The 19,734-nt window shown below is 34.8% G+C and carries 16 protein-coding genes; 13 read left to right on the top strand and 3 right to left on the bottom strand.

Annotation, left to right across the window (positions count from 1 at the left end; all coding sequences use genetic code 11):
• The first annotated feature begins 35 nt into the window (after window positions 1-35).
• The 11 genes from LY01_RS01345 to LY01_RS01295 all read left to right on the top strand — a co-directional run bounded on the left by LY01_RS01345 (window position 36) and on the right by LY01_RS01295 (window position 12,452).
• Window positions 36-1,067: a VWA domain-containing protein gene (locus LY01_RS01345; RefSeq protein WP_104514014.1), complete on the top strand. Its 1,032-nt coding sequence runs from the start codon at window positions 36-38 to the stop codon at window positions 1,065-1,067.
• The gene (locus LY01_RS01340; RefSeq protein ID WP_104514013.1) at window positions 1,060-1,911 is read left to right on the top strand and encodes a tetratricopeptide repeat protein; all 852 of its coding nucleotides are present in this window, start codon (window positions 1,060-1,062) and stop codon (window positions 1,909-1,911) included. The genes LY01_RS01345 and LY01_RS01340 overlap by 8 nt, the downstream gene beginning before the upstream one ends.
• Entirely contained in the window at window positions 1,911-3,677 is a 1,767-nt protein-coding gene (locus LY01_RS01335; RefSeq protein ID WP_104514012.1) for a BatD family protein, read from the top strand. The genes LY01_RS01340 and LY01_RS01335 overlap by 1 nt, the downstream gene beginning before the upstream one ends.
• 1 nt (window position 3,678) lies before the next feature.
• Window positions 3,679-4,437, top strand: coding sequence for a tetratricopeptide repeat protein (locus tag LY01_RS01330; protein ID WP_104514011.1), 759 nt, complete (start codon window positions 3,679-3,681; stop codon window positions 4,435-4,437).
• 112 nt (window positions 4,438-4,549) lie between these two features.
• Window positions 4,550-6,397 (top strand): SulP family inorganic anion transporter, encoded by a 1,848-nt coding sequence (locus LY01_RS01325; RefSeq protein WP_104514010.1) that lies wholly within the window; start codon window positions 4,550-4,552, stop codon window positions 6,395-6,397.
• 220 nt (window positions 6,398-6,617) lie between these two features.
• On the top strand, window positions 6,618-7,613 hold the full coding sequence (locus LY01_RS01320; protein ID WP_104514009.1) for an NAD(P)H-dependent glycerol-3-phosphate dehydrogenase: 996 nt from the start codon (window positions 6,618-6,620) through the stop codon (window positions 7,611-7,613).
• Between the two features lie 14 nt (window positions 7,614-7,627).
• Window positions 7,628-9,184, top strand: coding sequence for an L-piperidine-6-carboxylate dehydrogenase (amaB, locus tag LY01_RS01315; protein ID WP_104514008.1), 1,557 nt, complete (start codon window positions 7,628-7,630; stop codon window positions 9,182-9,184).
• A 328-nt stretch (window positions 9,185-9,512) separates the two neighbouring features.
• Window positions 9,513-11,192 carry a hypothetical protein gene (locus LY01_RS01310; RefSeq protein ID WP_146080355.1) on the top strand — a complete coding sequence of 560 codons (1,680 nt, stop codon included), beginning with the start codon at window positions 9,513-9,515 and terminating at the stop codon, window positions 11,190-11,192.
• Window positions 11,189-11,731: a hypothetical protein gene (locus LY01_RS01305; protein WP_105023052.1), complete on the top strand. Its 543-nt coding sequence runs from the start codon at window positions 11,189-11,191 to the stop codon at window positions 11,729-11,731. The genes LY01_RS01310 and LY01_RS01305 overlap by 4 nt, the downstream gene beginning before the upstream one ends.
• A gap of 71 nt (window positions 11,732-11,802) precedes the next feature.
• Window positions 11,803-12,051 (top strand): hypothetical protein, encoded by a 249-nt coding sequence (locus LY01_RS01300; protein ID WP_104514005.1) that lies wholly within the window; start codon window positions 11,803-11,805, stop codon window positions 12,049-12,051.
• A complete protein-coding gene (locus LY01_RS01295) occupies window positions 12,051-12,452 on the top strand; it encodes a hypothetical protein (RefSeq protein WP_104514004.1) in 402 nt (133 codons plus the stop codon). The genes LY01_RS01300 and LY01_RS01295 overlap by 1 nt, the downstream gene beginning before the upstream one ends.
• 430 nt (window positions 12,453-12,882) lie before the next feature.
• Here the strand turns inward: LY01_RS01295 and folK are convergent, their stop codons facing one another.
• Window positions 12,883-13,983, bottom strand: coding sequence for a 2-amino-4-hydroxy-6-hydroxymethyldihydropteridine diphosphokinase (folK, locus tag LY01_RS01290; RefSeq protein ID WP_317044683.1), 1,101 nt, complete (start codon window positions 13,981-13,983; stop codon window positions 12,883-12,885).
• Between the two features lie 94 nt (window positions 13,984-14,077).
• On the opposite strand from folK, the gene LY01_RS01285 reads away from it, so the two are divergent.
• Together LY01_RS01285 and LY01_RS01280 are read left to right on the top strand one after the other, a co-directional pair.
• Entirely contained in the window at window positions 14,078-14,776 is a 699-nt protein-coding gene (locus LY01_RS01285; protein ID WP_104514002.1) for a queuosine precursor transporter, read from the top strand.
• 9 nt (window positions 14,777-14,785) lie between these two features.
• Window positions 14,786-17,521, top strand: a complete 2,736-nt coding sequence (locus LY01_RS01280; RefSeq protein ID WP_104514001.1) for an AsmA-like C-terminal region-containing protein — start codon at window positions 14,786-14,788, stop codon at window positions 17,519-17,521.
• A gap of 73 nt (window positions 17,522-17,594) precedes the next feature.
• On the opposite strand, the gene LY01_RS01275 is transcribed toward LY01_RS01280, so the two are convergent.
• Together LY01_RS01275 and LY01_RS01270 are read right to left on the bottom strand one after the other, a co-directional pair.
• On the bottom strand, window positions 17,595-18,398 hold the full coding sequence (locus LY01_RS01275) for a TIGR03915 family putative DNA repair protein (RefSeq protein ID WP_104514000.1): 804 nt from the start codon (window positions 18,396-18,398) through the stop codon (window positions 17,595-17,597).
• Complete coding sequence (locus LY01_RS01270; RefSeq protein ID WP_104514705.1) at window positions 18,395-19,657, bottom strand: putative DNA modification/repair radical SAM protein; 1,263 nt, start codon at window positions 19,655-19,657, stop codon at window positions 18,395-18,397. The genes LY01_RS01275 and LY01_RS01270 overlap by 4 nt, the downstream gene beginning before the upstream one ends.
• Window positions 19,658-19,734: the final 77 nt, after the last annotated feature.

Here is a 19,734-nt window from a genome sequence, read left to right as displayed (position 1 = left end):
AAAAGAGAATAACGGCGACTAATAAATACGAACAAGTGTATATACTAGAAGAAAAAATGTATTTCTGGCTTTTGTGTCTTATCCCAGTATTAGTGGTTCTATTCATAGGACTTTCTTTCTGGAGGTATCGCGCACAAAAAAAATATGCCACAAAAAAGATGCTGGGCCATTTAATCCCAGATAGATCTTGGTTTAAACCTGTATTAAAATTAGTAACTGTGTGTATGGGTATAACCTTTTTAATACTTGCACTAGTAAACCTCAAAGCAGGCGAAAAACTAGAAACAGTAAACCGAGAAGGTGTAGATATAGTTTTTGCAGTAGATGTTTCTAAATCTATGTTGGCCGAGGATATCGCGCCTAGTAGATTAGAAAAATCACAAAGACTCGTTACCGAAATTATTAATAACCTAGCTAGTGACCGTATAGGACTAATAGCCTATGCTGGTAGTGCCGTGCCCCAACTACCTATAACCACAGACTACGGTAGTGCACGATTATTTCTCCAATCTCTCAATACCGATTTAATATCCAGTCAGGGAACAGCAATTAATGAAGCAATTCAACTGGCTGAGAGTTATTATAGCGACCAGACAGAAGCAGCAAAAATATTGGTAATCATAAGTGATGGAGAAGATCATGAAGGTGATAGCGCTTCAGTTGCTGAGGCTGCTGCAGAAAAAGGAATACGCATCATTACCATAGGTGTAGGTACAGAAAAAGGTGGTACCATACCTATTAAAGTTAATGACGTTGTTAGAGAATTTAAAAAAGACAGAGACGGTAAAACTGTAATTACTAAGTTAAATGCAGAAACCCTTAAAGAAATAGCTAGCGCTGGTAACGGTGCTTATATAGACGGTACGGTTACTGCAACAGTAATAGAAGAATTAAAGGAGCAGCTATCAGGTATAGATAAGGTTGCCTTTGATTCCCAACAATATTCAGATTTTGAATCCCAATTCCAGTGGTTTTTAGGCTTTGGATTGTTCTTCTTATTTTTAGATATATTTTATTTAGAGAAGAAAACAGGATGGCTCAAAAAATTAAACTTGTTCAATGAGTAAGATGATGATGAAACAGATAATAGTAGTTTTAGTGTTTTTGGGTGGTTACGCTTTCGCGAAAGCGCAAGAAAAACCATCTATAGATCTAGTTTATGAAAATGAGATTGCCAAAGCTCAAGCATACGCAAAGGAAGGAAATTTTAACCTAGCCGAAGCAGCCTATAAAAAAGCTAAGGCCGTAAATCCTAAAGCGGCAGATGCTGCTTATAATCTAGGGAATCTTTATTACGATCACACAAAAAAATACAATGCGTCTAATAATTATATAGCAGCTGCCGAGGCTGCTACAACTAAAGAAGAGAAGCATAGAATTTACCACAATCAGGGAAATTTATTACTAGAAAATAAGGAGTATAAAAAAGCAGTTGAGGTTTATAAAAAAGCTTTGAGAAATGACCCTACTGATGAAGAGACACGTTACAATCTAGCGCTAGCCAAAAAAGAGGAAGAGAAGCAAGGCGGCGGCGGCGGTGGCGGTGGCGACGATGAGAATGATAAGAAGGACGACAGCGAGAGTGACGACCAGGATAATAAAGAAGGAGATAAGGATAAAAACTCTGACGGTAAAAACGACGGCAAGGAAAACGAGAAAGAAGGTGACGATAAGAAAGGTGATGGAGAAGGAGATAAGGATAAAGACGGTAAACCTAAAGACGGAAAAGATGGAGATGGTGAGCCTAAAAAACAAGATCAAAAAGCACCACAACGTGTAGAAGGTAAAATGACGCCACAACAAATTAGTCAAATACTGGAGGCGATGAATAATGAGGAGCAAAAAATAAGAGATAAAGTAAATGCTAAGAAGGCTCAAGGGCCAGCTAAGAAATCAGAAAAAGATTGGTAATGAAACATTTGATTTATATACTATTTCTTTTGAGCAGCTATTTGACCTTTAGTCAGGTAGAATTTACTGCAAATGCTAGTCGTACTAGAATTGCGGTTAATGAAAGGTTGCGCATTGAATTTAAAATGAATGTAGATGGTGATAATTTTACACCACCTAATTTTGTAGGATTTCAGGTAGTTGCTGGTCCTAGTCAGGCAGTTTCTCAAAGTTGGGTAAATGGTAAAAGCAGTATGACAAAGTCATATACATATGTTTTAAAACCTACTAAAACAGGTAAGTTAACCATACAACAAAGTGTGATGACTTATAACGGTAATGAGTATAAGACTATACCTCAAGTTATTAATGTTACTGGCGCTGTGGCACAACCTAAAGGTCCAGATGATCAATCTATAAGTGTAGAAGATAGCATACACCTAGTTGCCGAAGTGTCAGATGCTAACCCTTACCTTAATGAAGCCATAAGAGTAGTGTACAAGCTTTATGTTTCTAATGAAACTGGTGTTACTGGATGGAATGAGCTGGACAGTCCTAAGTATAGAGATTTCTGGTCGCAAAATATTGATAACCGTAATAGACAGGTGAAAAATGGAACCTATCAGGGACAGCCTTATAGATACCTAGTATTACGAGAAGCTGTTTTATATCCTCAAAAAACAGGTAAATTAGAGATAGAGCCATTAACACTAGATGTTCAAGTACAAATACCGACTAGTAGAAGAGACTTTTTTGGTAGACCTTATACAACAACAGTAAGTAGAACGGTAAGCGCAGGTAAAAGAGCTATTACAGTTAAAAACTTACCTGCTGTAGGTAGGCCAGCAAGTTTTACAGGAGCAGTAGGAGAATTTGATTTTAAGGTAGAAACAGATAGAGCGCAATTAGATGCAGGAGAAAGTCTTACTGCTACGGTAGGTGTTTCTGGTTCTGGAAATTTAAAATTAATGGAACTACCTAAGTTGAAGGCACCACAAAGCCTAGAGGTTTATGATCCTGAGCGCATTAATAAGGTGAGTACAAATATTTATGGTATGCGCGGTAGTATTAAAGATTCTTATACCGTAGTACCTCAATACGGTGGTAAATACGTTATACCACCAGTAGAGTTTTCTTATTTTGATCCTAAAAAAGAACAGTATATTACTAAGTCTAGTGGCGAGATATTATTAATAGTAGAAGGTGATGCACCTACTACAGCAAGTAATGATACTGCCGTAGCTAGTGAGAGTGAATCTAAAAATTTGATTAAAAGCAATGTGCCATTTGCATTCATTAAAACAGATACACAATTAATAGATAAGACAAAAAGCTATTTCTTTAATACAACTACCTATTGGGCTATTCTAGGAGGCTTATTATTAATCTTACCTGTCGTGCTATTGTACCGTGGGCAAGTAGAAAAACGTAGTGCAGATGTGGATGGCAATCGCATAAGAACCGCAAATAAGTTGAGCAAGAAATATCTTAGTACGGCAAAGAAAAACTTGGGTAATCATGAGTTATTTTATATTTCACTAGAAAAATCTTTACATAATTATTTGAAATCTAAACTTCATATTCAAACGGCAGACATGTCTAAGGATAAGGTAGATGAGTTGTTAGATCAAAGAAATGCTAGTCCGACGACTAGAAAAGAATTTAGTGAGTTGCTAGCTAGTTGTGAATTTGCTCGTTACACACCATCTTCTGAGGCTAGTATGAAAGAAGATTATGAAAAAGCTGGTAGAGTATTAAATGATATAGATAAACAATTAAAGAAGTAAGATGAAGAAGATGTTATCCATATTGTTACTGCTTTTTGTGTTTATAGGTTATTCACAAGAGTCTTTTGAGGCAGCTGCGTTCACAAAAGCAAACGAGGCGTACACAGCAGAAAACTTTGACCTTGCTATTGCTGGTTATGAGCAAATACTTAAAACAGGAAAGCACAGTGCTGAGGTTTATTTTAATCTAGCAAATGCTTATTACAAAATTAATGCCGTAGGACCAGCGGTTTATAACTTTGAAAAAGCACTTCAGTTAGATCCAGAAAATGCAGATATACAGAACAATCTCAATTTTGCTAATCAGATGAAAATTGATGCGGTAGAAGATACTCGAGTGGAAAGTATAGGATCTAACTTAGAAAAATATGTTACCTCTTTAAGTGTAGATGAGTGGGCTTACTTTAGTATTCTACTAGTTCTGTTTACCGTTTTGATGGCGGTATTTTATTTCTATGCACATACAGCAGGTAAAAAAAGACTGTTTTTTATTTTTACGTTTGTAGGTATTCTGTTTTCTGCATTAGCTATTTATGCGGCTTTTTATTCTAAAGATCATTTGAACAAAGAACAGTATGCCATAGTGTACACAGCAGAATTTATAACGAGAGAAGAACCTAAAGAAACTGCCAAAGAGAGTTTCATTCTTCATGAAGGTACTAAGGTAGAAGTGCAAGAAGAATTTAATAACTGGGCATTAGTTTCTTTGTCTAATGGTAATAAAGCATGGATGCCTCTCGATAAGATTAAAAAATTATAAAATTTAATCTTTTACTAATCTTTAAACACCTTTTCCTATCTTACATTTATTGCAGTAACTTTAATCTATTGCTTGTAGCGATTTGATATGTATATTTTAATAAAGTAGAGATATGTTTAAACATCTTAAAGGAGATTTATTCGGTGGTTTAACCGCAGGAGTAGTAGCATTACCACTGGCACTTGCATTTGGTGTACAGTCCGGTATGGGAGCAGTTGCAGGCCTGTACGGTGCTATTTTTATTGGTTTTTTTGCATCATTATTCGGTGGTACTAGCACACAAATTTCTGGACCTACCGCACCTATGACTGCTGTTAGTATGGTAGTCATCGCAGGAATAGTACAAGTTTATGAAGGTGAACTAGCAAATGCTTTACCAGCTATTCTAGCAGTATTTATTATGGCCGGTATCATGCAAGTCTCTTTAGGGATTTTAAAACTAGGTAAATACATCAAATACATACCTTATCCAGTAGTTTCTGGATTCATGACAGGAATAGGTGTGATTATTCTTATCACACAAATTTTACCAGCTATAGGTTACTACCCTGCCGAGGATGATCAGTTTATAGAAAAGTACAACCCAATCGCAAGAGAAGTAGTATTACAAAATATAATTAAAGATCAAGTAGACGGTAAACTACTCGTAATAGAAAACCTAGAAGCCACAGTTGAAAAAGCAAAAGAAATCACGCCAGATCAAATTCTAGCAGAATCTAAAACACAGGCCAAAAAAGATAGTAGTGGAGTTCTAGGAACATTGAAAACATTACCTACCGCCATTCAAAAAATCAACTGGTTAGAATTAGGGCTTACCTTGTTAACCATATTTATAATCTTTGGCTTTAAACGTATAACTACTACTATACCTTCTACATTAGTAGCCCTTCTAGGTGTCTCTATCGCAGTATATTTTATAGGTCTAGATGTGCGTAAGATAGGAGAAATACCGACAGATTTACCTATGCCTAATTTTGCTATAATAACAGATTTTAATCTCGGTACCGTCGCTCCATACATTTTCACTGCTCTCACACTAGCTTTTCTAGGCGCTATTGATTCTCTACTTACCAGTGTAGTGGCAGATAATATGACTAAAACCAGACACAACCCTAATAAAGAACTCATAGGTCAGGGAATAGGTAATAGTATAGCGGCTTTCTTTGGTGGTATTCCTGGCGCAGGAGCAACCATACGTACGGTAGTAAACATTAATTCTGGCGGTAAGACTAGACTGTCAGGTATGATAGCTGCTGTGATGTTACTTATTATAGTTGTTGCTCTAGGTGGTTTTGCTGAGAATATTCCTAGCGCTGTACTTGCAGGTATATTAATAACCGTAGGTATAGGTGTTATGGATTATAAGGGTCTTAAAGTATTAAAATCTATTCCTAAAAGTGATATTGTCGTCATGTTTGTTGTCTTGATTCTCACCGTTTTTTGGGACTTAGTTTATGCAGTGGGAATAGGGCTAGTCATAGCTAGTTTAATTTTCATGAAAAAAATGGGAGATTCTAATAACCATAAGTCTGCTATTAAGAAACTGTCTGATGTTGAGAATCTAGATCATGCAGACTATTCTCGCATACCGATTAAACTAAGAGAAGAGATTTTCATTAAAGAACTTTTTGGACCTATGTTTTTTGGATATACTAGTGATTTTCAATCCATGTCTAGAGATGTTCCTAAATATGCTACTCATGCTATTATACGTATGAAAAAAGTACCATTCATAGATCAGTCAGGACTTTTTGCTTTTGAAGACGTATTGCAAAATCTTATTCAAAAAGGAATCCAGCCGTTGCTAGTGTCTGTGCAAGAGCAGCCTTTGTATAGATTAGAAACTATAGATATAATTCCTGATTTAATAGGAAAGGAACATGTTTTTGAAGATTATGAGGACTGTCTCAAATGGATAGTGGAGCATGTAGAAGACACGGTGCCAGCTATAGAAGAGTAGATAGAAATTGTTCTCGCTTTCGCGAAAGCGGAAACGTCATAAATATGAATTGTAAATAATAAGATTAAAGAAATCAAAAGTCACTGTGCAAGTCTTTTATTTAATAAGAAGCACAAAGTCTTAGAGATTAATAAATTCTTTGTTATCGCACTGTTTGCATGCGATATTGATAAATTTATTGCTTTAAAAAAATGGTATCTTTGATCTCCAAATAAATTATATGGATCAGACCAAAAAAATTGCTGTAATAGGTGGTGGTAGCTGGGCGACAGCCATAGTAAAAATGCTTTGCGAAAACCTCGATACCGTTTACTGGTACATGCGTAGCGATTATGCTATCGAGCACATAAAACGCAATGATCACAACCCTAACTATTTAAGCTCTGTAGAGTTTAAGGTAGATCAATTGCATCTTTCTAGCGATATTAATGAAATCATAAGCCTGGCAGACCTTTGCATCTTTGCAGTGCCTAGTGCTTTTGTATATAAAGAATTAGAAAATCTAACGGTATCTCTTAAAGATAAAATCATCTTTAGTGCTATTAAAGGAATTGTTCCAGAAACTGGACTTATAGTAGGAGAACATTTTCATGAGCATTATGATATAGAATTTGAGAACATAGGTGTTCTTACAGGACCATGTCATGCAGAAGAAGTTGCCCTAGAAAGACTTTCTTATTTAACTATCGCATGTGCTGACGAAGTAAAGGCAAAATTTCTTGCTGAGAGAATAGAAAGTGACTACATTAAATGTAAAATAAGCGATGATATTATAGGTACAGAATATGCTGCAATGCTTAAAAATATCTATGCTATCGCAGCAGGAATTGCTCACGGTCTAGGTTATGGAGATAATTTCCAAAGCGTATTGATGAGTAATGCCATACGTGAGATGAAACGTTTTATCAAAAAAGTACATAAGATGAAACGTAATATTAACGATAGTGCCTACCTAGGTGATTTACTTGTGACAGGTTATTCTGGTTTTTCGCGCAATCGCTTATTCGGTAATATGCTCGGTAAAGGATATACAGTTAGAAGTGCACAAATGGAAATGAGCATGGTGGCCGAAGGTTATTACGCCACTAAAAGCGCTTTTAAAATTAATGAAGAAAAAGGAGCTAAAACTCCTATCCTAGATGCCGTTTACAGCATCTTATACGACAATAAAAACCCTAAAAAGGTATTTAAAAAACTGGCTGATAAGCTGGACTAAACCAAAACTATACAATGTCAACACTTGCAAAAGATTTTGGGATGGATGTTGCTCTAGAGCAATTGGGTCTCAAAGAAACAAATCACGGTACGTCTACTGGTAACCATCATTTCGGTAATGGAGCTACTATCACTTCTTCATCTCCTGTAGATGGTGCGGTAATAGGTAAGGTAACTACTACAACTCAAGAGGATTATGAGAAAGTAGTGGCTAGTGCCCAAGCCGCTTTTAAAGACTGGAGAATGAAGCCTGCACCATTACGTGGTGAGATCGTACGTCAGTTCGGTGAAGAATTAAGAAGATTAAAAGAACCTCTAGGTAAACTTGTTTCTTATGAAATGGGTAAATCTTATCAAGAAGGTCTTGGAGAAGTACAAGAAATGATAGACATCTGTGATTTTGCAGTAGGTCTTTCTCGTCAGTTGCATGGTTTAACGATGCATTCTGAGCGTCCAGGACACAGAATGTACGAGCAATACCATCCACTAGGGATAGTAGGTATTATAAGTGCATTTAACTTTCCAGTAGCAGTTTGGGCATGGAATACAGCTCTTGCATGGATAAGTGGAGATGTTTGTATCTGGAAACCGAGTGAAAAAACACCTCTTTGTGGTGTTGCCTGTCAGAATATTATCGCGACAGTTCTTAAAAATAACAACCTTCCGGAAGGAATCTCTTGTCTCGTAAACGGAGATTACAAAGTAGGAGAAATGATGACTACAGATAAGCGTGTACCACTTATTAGCGCAACTGGTTCTACTCGCATGGGGAGAATAGTAGCTAGTAAAGTAGGAGAACGTCTAGGTAAATCATTATTAGAATTAGGTGGTAACAATGCAATAATAGTTACTCCAGATGCTGATGTTAAGATGACTGTTATAGGTGCTGTTTTTGGTGCTGTAGGTACTGCAGGACAGCGTTGTACTTCTACACGTCGTTTAATCATTCATGAATCTATGTATGATAAAGTAAAAGACGCAGTAGTTGCTGCTTATGGACAGCTTAAAATAGGTAACCCACTTGATGAAAATAATCACGTAGGTCCTATTATCGATAAAGATGCAGTTGCTGGTTATAATAACGCTCTAGAGCAAGTTGTAAAACAAGGTGGTAAAATACTAGTAGAAGGTGGTGTACTTTCTGGTGCTGGATATGAAAGCGGTTGTTATGTAAAGCCTGCTATTGCAGAGGCTACTAACGACATGCAAATCGTACAACACGAGACATTTGCGCCAGTGTTATACTTATTAAAATATTCTGGTGATGTAGAAAACGCACTAGATTTACAAAATGGTGTTGCACAAGGACTATCAAGTGCTATCATGACTAATAATTTAAGAGAAGCAGAACACTTCCTTTCTCAAAGAGGATCTGACTGTGGTATCGCAAACGTAAACATAGGTACTAGTGGTGCTGAGATAGGTGGAGCCTTCGGTGGTGAAAAAGATACCGGTGGTGGACGAGAGTCAGGATCTGACGCATGGAAAGTCTACATGAGAAGACAGACCAACACGATCAATTACACTACAGAATTACCTCTTGCTCAAGGGATTAAATTTGATCTAGATTAAGTAGCAAAGAGATGGATTAGTAATTGTCTTTCCAGAAAATTTGGCGAGATAATAATTAATTTAAAGAGAATGGTTGTTCCAAATTTATCTGGAATCTCTTGATGTTATCGCAATCTATAAATTTTAAAAGTATCATGCTTTTATAAAAACCGCCTTAGAAATAAGGCGGTTTTTACTTTTAGATTGTTAGATAAATTAACATTTTATACCCATTAAGGGGTATTGTTTGTTGATTCTATTTGTTTTAGTTTTGAAATAACTAACCTGTTTTTTTTAATATGAACACCAAAACACCAAAACACCAAAATGGACTGAATTTGTCTGTTTTTTGCTATTATCACTAAGTCTTTCATTGATAAGCTGTGAAGAAGACTCTGTTGATGTAGAACAACAGGAAGTAACACAAAAAGCGATTTTTGAAACCTCACAGCTCAATAAAAGCGATATTGTAAATCGTATTGATCTTCAAGATGCTCTTTCTAAGGCAAAAGAACAACTTATACCATCTGTACAATTGAAGTCAGCTGTTTATGATAGTTTGAATAATATTTGGATAGACGAAGATCATATAAGTTATGTGTCTAGTGGAGATTATGAGAGTTATACTTTTGGAATCTTAGATAGTGATACTACAAAGCTTAAAAACCTTTTGTTTTCTAAAGAAGTAGATTCTACTTATACATCTTATATAATTACCTATGATTTGAATTATATTTTAGAAGATTATATTATTGCAGGAACGATTCCAGATCATCTTACATCTTATGTGACCTATAGAGAAATAACAACAGATTTTCAATTGAGAGATTGTGTAGGTGAGTGGCGTTCTACAACTTATATAACTATTGTTTGCCCTGGTGACGCTGGTTCAGGATTTGGCTCAGGAACAGGGATACCAGTTGAAGAAGATCCAGACGCCGGTAGTGAATCTGTAGGTGGTGGATCAAATAATGGAACAAATCCACCTCCATCAAATGAAACTGGAAACAGTAATTCTGGAATAGATAATGGAAGTAATCAACCTTGTTTATCATTTAATAACGGAGATTGTAGAATAGTAACTAATCCTGTACTACCTATTTCTTTAAATGAGGTTTCTGATAATACACAGTCTCTATTTGATTCCTTTAATGATCCCAGCTCAGGTAATTATAATCCAGATGTTTATGAGTTTATTCAAAGCTTTGAACAAAATGAATTAAGGAATGATATCAATAATTATATTAGATCAGAACGTAATTCTTTGGAAGCTCAAGGGTTTGCTGTAGAGGCAACCATTGCATGTGAAAAAGGTGCTGAGGTAGATTTTGAAAATAAATCGATTTATGATGAAACTGTTCCAGAATGTTTGAAAGATATAATTAATGACTTTAAACCTTCTCAAAATGGATATACGTTAGACTTTACAAATCTTGATCAATCATTGTTAAATGCTTTAAATTTGCCCGGAGATATTTTATCTTTATTTGATAATGAGGAAGGATATGCTGTTAAAATAAATGTTGAGCCAAATCTAGTAAATGATAATCCAATAAACGCTCAAACAGGAAGAGCTACTTCAGGAAAAATGTCTATAATTACTTTTAATGCAGACTATCTTAATCGTGCAACCGATCTTGCTATAGCTAGAACGGCAATTCATGAATTGGTACATGCCTATTTACAATATGTAATCCAACACGTACCCAATCGTGAATTAGGTGAGTCATTAGATGCTTTAATTTTACAATCTAATTTAGGTGTTTTAAATGGTGACCCTCAACATGTATTAATGGCAGAACAGTTTGTTAATTCCATGGCATTATCTTTAGCAAATTCTGATGGGTTTCAACATCCACCTATTGAATATCAAAGATTAGCATGGTCTGGTGCGATGTTTGCTAGTGATGCATTTGCTCAATTGGACCCTTTAGAACAGCCTAATATAATATCAAGAAACTTTGTTGAAGAAGGCGAATCTAGGCCTAATGTTGAATTTCCTTTATTGGGAACTAAAACCTGTTTATGATGAAATATATATTTATACTAATTTTATTAGCTAATTTGAATTCGTGTCAAAGTCAGGAAACAAGTGCTTATGAAGATAGAGTCTATCAGTTTTTAAATGAAGTTTATAAGCCAAAAAAAAGTAGTAATACAAGTAAGGTAGGGTACATCGATAATATGAATAATCTTGATAATTCTATAGAAAATATAAGTGATGACTTATTGAAAACAGTATTATCTAGAGCTAAACAATATTATCGGTTTCATATTCCTGATAGTGTATTAAATTATAAAAACTGGAAGGAGTTAAAAGTACATACGTTAACCAAAAAATTTGATCAAAACAAAATTGTTATACCTAATCTACAATTTATAGATTCAAAAGAAGATCATGACGGTATTATCATGTTTCATATTGAGGGTATTTTATTTTATGGAAATTTTGCATTCATTGCAACCAATCATGGTGGAACCATTCCAATTGGTACACTATTCAAAAAAGAAGGTGAAAAATATGATTTTGTAACAATGACTAGTTATCCACCGTTAGGAGATGAGTGATTGTATCTATTATATATTTAATCAAAATATTATTTTTAAAAGTTACAATATGAATTTATGGCAGATTTATAGTGATTTTATCTGAATTTAATGGGTTTCAATATCCTGCTATTGAGTATCAAAGACTAGCTTGGTCTGGTGCGATGAGAGAAAGTGATGCTTTTCAACAATTAGATGGCATGAAGCAGATAATATTTACAGATGGTAAATTCCCTTTGTTTCAAGCAGAGTCTAACATTGCTAACAGAGCTGAAGAGGGCGTTATAGATAGAAATACTGGAATAAATGAAACTCCTAGAGGAACTAATAATTGTCAATAATGAAATACACAGTAATTATATTTTTAATTTTCATCACTTCTTGTAGATCTCAGAATATTTCAGATCAAGACAAGTATTATCAAGAAATACACAAAATTCTAAATGTATCATTTGGAGAAAACACAAAGGTAATCATGCCAAATAAATTTAGTTTTTCAAATCGTATTGACCTTTCAAAAAATCATTTATATGATAGTTTGTTGGTTTCATACAAAAAAAACAAACTTATTTTAGCAAGTCTATTAAAAAATAAAGATGATGAAACAGTATATAATAAGCAACTTTGGTTTGAAAATAAAAATTTAACTATTGATAAGCTAAATATAAAATTACTGAATAAAAATTTTTTGTTAGTTGAGAATTTCAACTTTGATGAATTAGAAAAAAAACATTGTTTGTAGAGCCTTTTGACATTGCTATTAGAGGTGATATGCTTTTATTTAGTTACAAATTGTATGGAAATCTTTCTTTATCACTTTTTAAATTTAATGGAAAAGAGTATAAAATCATCGCTACAAGAAGGGAAACAGAAACAGGAATGGAATAGAAAGTTCTAAAACCGCTCTAGAAATAGAGTGGTTTTTGTTTTCAATATATAATTAATACCTATGACTTTTTTTAGATTTGACATGTCAACTATTCGTGTGGGCATTGTCTAAATCAGTTCTCGATGTTTACTAACGGTAAGAAATCAATTTTAAGTAAATTGAGAAAACTTTAAAGCGATTCCGCATCTGCAGTGTAAGGACGATTAAAAGATGATTTTTATTCTACAGGGCAATGACTAACTAGAAAGTGAATGTCTTTAAAGAAACAATCATTTAGTAAACGCTAACTCTCCAGAATCAACTCCAGCACCTTTAAATAATCTTCTTGATTATTCACAAAATCCAAGTCACTTACATCGATCACCTTTACTTTTAACTCTTGCTGCGATCTTATAAAATCGGCATAGCCTTGCTGTATTTGAGAGAGGTAGCTGGCTTCTATATTCTTCTCGTAGTCACGACCGCGTTTTTTAATATTCTCTAGTAATCTATCTTCTGTCTGATAGAGATAGATGTATAAATCTGGCTTAACCAGTTCTTTATACATCATATTAAAAAGGCGTTTATATAAAGAGTATTCTTCTTTTTCTAGTGTTATTTTACTGAAAATAAGTGATTTAATTACATAGTAATCTGCAACGGTAAATTCTTTGAAAAGATCTTGTTGTGCAACATCATCGCTTAATTGCTGGTACCTATCGGCTAGAAAAGACATTTCTAGTGGGAAAGAATAACGCTCTTTATCTTCATAGAAAAGAGGTAAAAAAGGATTGTCTGCAAAGCGTTCTAGAACTTGTTTTGCATTAAAATCTTCTGATATTTTATGTGTTAGACTTGTTTTTCCACTACCTATGTTTCCCTCAATGGCTATAAAGTTAAGGTCTTGGATAGGATACCGCTTTCGCGAAAGCGGAATTTCAACAACCACCTTATTTTCTAATTGCTCTAGACCATTAGAAATTTCTTTCATGGTTTTACCCAAGACAGGATGTTCCATTTTTGCAGCAATATCTACCAGTGGTTGCATTACAAAATTGCGATCTTGCATTTTACTGTGCGGTATCTGTAAATGTGGAGTGTCAATAACCTGATCGTCATAAAGTGCTATATCTAGATCAATTACTCGATCTTCATAAACATCTCCAGTACGTGGTACACGGCCCATGTCACGCTCTATTTGTTGTAAAACCTCTATGGTCTGTGTGGCCGTTTTATTACTGTGGGCCAGTATACAAGTATTTAAAAAATCACCACCAGTAAATCCTGCTGCAGGCACTTCATACACGCTAGCGACTTTAATGATAAGGCCTAATTGCATTTCTATACGGCGTACAGCGTTTATAAGGTGCTGCGCTCTGTTACCTAGATTACTACCTAATGCAATGAATATCTTATGGTTATGATTTGTTGAGATACCGTTAAATTTTGCAGCAAATTAAGGAATAATAGCACACTGTTGAAGTACTTTTACCATAATTATGAAGACACTTACTGGTGAAAAACTACGACTCGCTCATCGCATTTATTTAGTGCTCGGTGCATTATTTATTTGCTCGCTAGTAGTTTCTAATCTTATTTTTCAAAAATTCTTCCATTGGAATCCCATGGGGCTCTATAATTTTGAAATTTCAGTAGGATTACTGCCTTATCCTATAACATTTCTGGTAACTGATTTAGTTAGTGAGATTTATGGACGTCGTAAAGCAAATGATCTAGTTCTAGCAGGTATATTTGCATCTGTATTTAGTTTAGGAATAGTTGCTGTTGCAGACGTTGCACCGGCTATAGAAGGTAGCCCTATTCAAGATGCCGTTTTTAATAAAGTATTTGGTGCTACGACTATTGCTGTAATAGCGAGTATGACCGCTTATTTATTTGCTCAATTTGTAGATATACAGATTTATCATTTTTGGAAAAAACTTACTGGTGGTAAGATGCTTTGGTTGCGTAATAACTTCAGTACCATATTTTCACAGTTTGTTGACACTTTAAGCGTGTTATTATTGTTATGTTACTACGAAGTATTATTATGGGAGCAATTCTGGCCATTATTAACGGCTGGTTTCTTGTTTAAAATGCTGGTTGCATTAATAGATACACCATTGTTATATGGTGGAGTTTACATTTTCAGACGTTTATTTAAACTGGAAATAGGAGAAGAAATTAAAATTGATTAAAAAGAAATCATGAAAAAGTTATTTAAAATATTAGGAGTCACGTTGCTAGCAGTTATCGTTTTGATCGTTGCAGCACCATTTTTCTTTAAGGATCAAATAGCCCAAATTATTAAAGATAAACTCAATGCATCTATGGATGCACAAATTGATTTTGCCGAGGTAGATTTGAGCCTTTTTAGTGCTTTTCCAGATGCACGATTAAACATAGAAGGTGTTTCTATTATCAATAAAGCACCATTTGTTGGAGATACTTTATTCTACGGTAGAGAGGTAAAACTAGACTTGCCTATAGGTGATTTATTTAATGACGCTAGTGAGCCTATTCATGTTAATGAATTGATAGTTAATGGTGCAGTGAGTCGTCTTACGGTAGATGAAGAAGGTAATTCCAGTTGGGATATTGCAAAGGAAGACACAGCTGCAGTCAATACTGAGGCTCAAACAACAGAAGAAGGTACTGGATTCTCTTTTGATCTGAAACATTACGAGCTTACAGATACAGAACTTACTTATGAAGATAAGAGCACGCAAATGAAGTTTGCGATGTCTCAAATGAATCACTCTGGTAATGGAGATTTTTCTTTGGGACAGAGTACATTAGATACCTATACAGAAGCACTTGTTTTCTATACCATGGATGGTGTTGATTATTTATCTGGACAGCAGGTAAAACTCGATGCAGAGATTCTTATGGATTTAGAAAATCAAAAGTATTCTTTCCAAGAAAACAAAGCATTTATAAACGATCTAGAATTAAAACTTGATGGTTTTGTAGAGCTAGAAGATGCTTATACTATGGTAGATTTAAGTTTTGACACACCATCTTCTGACTTTAAAAACTTCTTTGCAGTAATTCCTGAAACGTATCGTAAAAATCTAGATGGAATAACAACTACTGGAGATTTTACAGTAAACGGTATTATAAAAGGTGAGGTAGATGATACACGTATTCCTAAAATGGATATTAAGATCAGTTCTAATAATGCTTCTTTTAAATATCCAGATTTACCCAAAACGGTAACTAATATAAATATAGATGCACAGCTTAAAAATGATACAGGTAATGTAGATGATACTTATTTTAATGTAGCGCAAACTTCATTTAATATAGGTAGTGATAGAATAAGTGGTAGCGCGATGATTAAAAATCTAACTACTAATATGAATGTAGATGTTAATGCAAAAGGAAATCTAGATTTTCAAAATCTTGCACAAGCATTTCCTCTTCCAGATGGTATGAAACTAGACGGTAAACTGGCGCTGGATATGGCAGCAAAGTTTGACATGGAAAGCATCGAGAAAGAACGATATGAGCGTATCAATACAAAAGGAACTGCTAGTCTAACAGAATTTAAATATGAAGGTGACGCTATGACTAAGCCTCTTATTATTAATAAGGCAAATATAGATATGACCACTTCTAGAATTAAACTAGAAGATTTTGACGCGCAAACTGGTAATACAGATTTAAAAGCTAGTGGTACTATTAATAACCTAGTAGGATTCTTGTTGCAGGATCAAGACCTTAAAGGAACATTTAATGTACGATCTAACACACTCGATGCGTCAGATTTTATGACTACTACAGAGGTGGCGCCAGCACAAAAAGCAACTGAGCAAACACAAACTTCTACATCGTCCACTACTACAGAGGCTATTGAAATACCAGCTTTTCTAGATGCAAATCTAGACTTTCAGGCTAATCGTGTTTTGTACGATGGTCTAGAATTGAAAAATGTAAGCGGTATAGCATTAGTGCGTGATGAGACGCTAACTCTTAATGATGTAAAGACCGATATTTTTGATGGTAATATAGATGTAAATGGTTCGGTAAGTACAAAGGGAGATACACCTGTATTTAATATGGCACTAGATATGAAAGATCTAGATATCGCAAAATCTTTTGAAGGCTTTGATATGTTCAAGTCTTTTGTGCCTATTCTCAAATCATTACAAGGTAAAATCAATACAGATATAACTCTATCTGGATCGTTAGATAATGAGTTGTCACCTATTTTAAGCACACTCGCTGGAGATGCTTTTGCACAGTTATTGACTAAGGATATCAACGCAGCTAATAATCCTTTGTTGGGTAAACTAGACGATAAAATAAGTTTTATTGATTTAGATAAATTTGATATATCTGATATTACTACAAAATTAAATTTTAAAGACGGTGCTGTACAAGTGTCTCCATTTGACTTTAACATTAAGGGTATTAAAGCAACCGCTAGTGGTAAACACAGCCTTACTAACGAGATGGATTACACACTAGCGCTAGATGTACCAGCAAAGTATTTAGGTAAAGAAGGAGCGAGCCTACTTTCTAAATTACAAGCTGAAGATGTAGAAAAGATAAATGTGCCTATTCCGGTTAAATTTTCTGGATCATTTTTAAATCCTAAAATTGATTTGAATCTAGACCTTGCAGTTAAAAACTTAACTAATCAGATTATAGAAATTCAAAAGGCAAAACTAAAAGACAAAGGTGAAGATGCGGTTAATAACGCTGTGAACGATATTATAAGTGGTAACAATCCTTTAACCGGTATTAAAGATTTAATAAATGGTAACGGTACTAAGGCTAGCGACTCTACTAAAATCACTACGCCTAAAGATTCTACCGGAACAACTAAGCCAGTTTCTACTAGTACTGAAGACAAAGTAAAAGAGGCCGCTGGTGGTTTAATTAAGAACTTGTTCGGTAAAAAGAAAACAGAAACAGACACTACTAAGACCAAGTAGATTCTGTACAAATACTTAGATTCCCCAAGAATAGAGTTAATTCTATTCTTGGGGAATCTTCTTTTTAATATAATTATACTTTCTCACTTAAATACTTCCAGTATCTTTTTGGAACATGTTGTAGGTGTAGTTTTAAATTTTTTCTAGACTCTATATTGGTACTCTTAAAATATTGATTCCAGAGATCTTTGTAGTTGTTCTCGCTTTCGCGAAAGCTACCTTTTACAGTCATTTCATCATCTTTTCCAGAGACAGTCGTGTTTAAAATACCACGTTGCCCTCGCGCTTTATTAAAATCAATTTGCACTTCTTGAACGGTTTTAAGATCATAACTAATTCCGTAATTGCGTTTTAGGTCATATATGATCCATTTCTGGTCGGCATAGCGATTTTTAAAATGCTTCATTATAAGGGGTAAAACATTAAAATCTGGTTCTATATTAGCATAATAAGTTTCTTCATCGATAAGGTGAAAACGTACAAAGGCCTCCATGCGGTGCTTTTCACGACCTACCATTTTTGCAGCCTGTGATAGTTTAAGAACAGTCGTGTTTGCATAATCACCACTAGGGGCTTTTTGATCCATAAAAGTCATTTTTAAGTACTCATAAATAGTATTTTCTATACCTATAATTTCGCTTAAAAAAGCACAGTACACTTGATGAGAATCGCGATGATTACATAAAGATTTAAACCGATTCCATACACGTTGTGCTTTATCAGGGTCTGTAATTACCAGTTCTGTTCCTTCAAAAAGGTCGTTCTGTGTTCGAGAATCTAGAGCTATAATAGGTAGTTTTATCTTACGATCATAAATCGTAAAAATGGCAGTCATTAAACCATTTAAACTACCATCATATAATAAGGTTGTGGTCATGAGAATAAGTTTAATTGGTTACTGAAGTTCTTGTGGTACTTGCTGCTAGAATCTAGCATGATTAGGTTCTTAATCTTTGCACTAGTTAGATCTCTAGATTCAAACTCACGAGAGTCACAGGTCATAAAATACTTAGATCTATTCATAGAGATACCTATTGCTTTTAAATGTTCCCAGTTTAATTTCCTGAAACGTCTCGCACTTAAAATCTTCCCTACAGATCGCATTCCTATACCTGGTACACGCGCCAGCATTCTTTTATCTGCCTTATTAATATCTACAGGAAACTGATCTAGGTTGCGCAATGCCCACGATAATTTAGGGTCTATATCCATATCTAGATTTTGATGTGTGTCGTTTAAAATCTCTTTTACATTAAAACCATAAAAGCGTAGTAGCCAGTCCGTTTGATAAAGTCTGTTCTCTCGCATCATAGGGACTTCGGTACCTATGGCAGGTAGTCTAGAATCATTTGCCACAGGTATATAACCAGAGTAATAGACACGTTTCATCTTGAATTTATCATAGAAAAAATTTGCGCTATACATGATATCTCGATCACTCTCTCCGGTAGCACCTACTATCATTTGTGTGCTCTGACCGGCAGGCGCATAAATAGGAGTGCTTTTAATAAGTTTCTTTTCTGATTTATAGATTTGAATAGAATTTTGAACCGCCTTCATCGGTTTGATAAAATCCTTGTGGTCTTTGTCTGGTGCGAGTAATTCTAATCCAGCCTTAGTTGGGATTTCAATGTTTACAGATAATCTGTCTGCATACAATCCTGCTTCTTGCATTAACTCATCACTAGCTCCAGGAATAGATTTTAAATGTATGTAGCCATTAAAGTTTTCTTCTTCCCTTAGTTTCTTAGCTACACGTATGAGTCTTTCCATAGTGGCATCTGGACTTTTAAAAATACCAGAGCTCAAGAACAATCCTTCTATATAGTTGCGGCGGTAAAAATTAATGGTCAGGTCAACAACTTCTTGTACAGTAAAAGCAGCACGTTTTATATCATTAGACTTTCTGGTCACACAATAAGCGCAATCAAAAATGCATACATTAGTCAGTAAAATTTTAAGTAACGATACACAGCGGCCATCTTCTGTATAAGTATGACATATTCCCATACCGCTAGAATCACCTAATCCTTTGTTCTTATTTTGTCGTTTACTACCACTACTGCTACAGCTTACGTCATATTTTGCAGCATCGGCGAGTATTTCTAGTTTCTCTTTTATTCTCTCGTAGTTCATATTAATTGTCCACGCAGGTGGATGTTTTTTTGTCATTCCGCACTTGATGCGGAATCTGCTTATAACTTTCTCGATCT

The sequence above is a fragment of the Nonlabens xylanidelens genome (assembly GCF_002934445.1).
Taxonomy (GTDB): domain Bacteria; phylum Bacteroidota; class Bacteroidia; order Flavobacteriales; family Flavobacteriaceae; genus Nonlabens; species Nonlabens xylanidelens.
The sequence above is the reverse complement of the archived record's forward strand: the minus strand, read 5'-3'. Positions and strand labels throughout refer to the sequence as shown.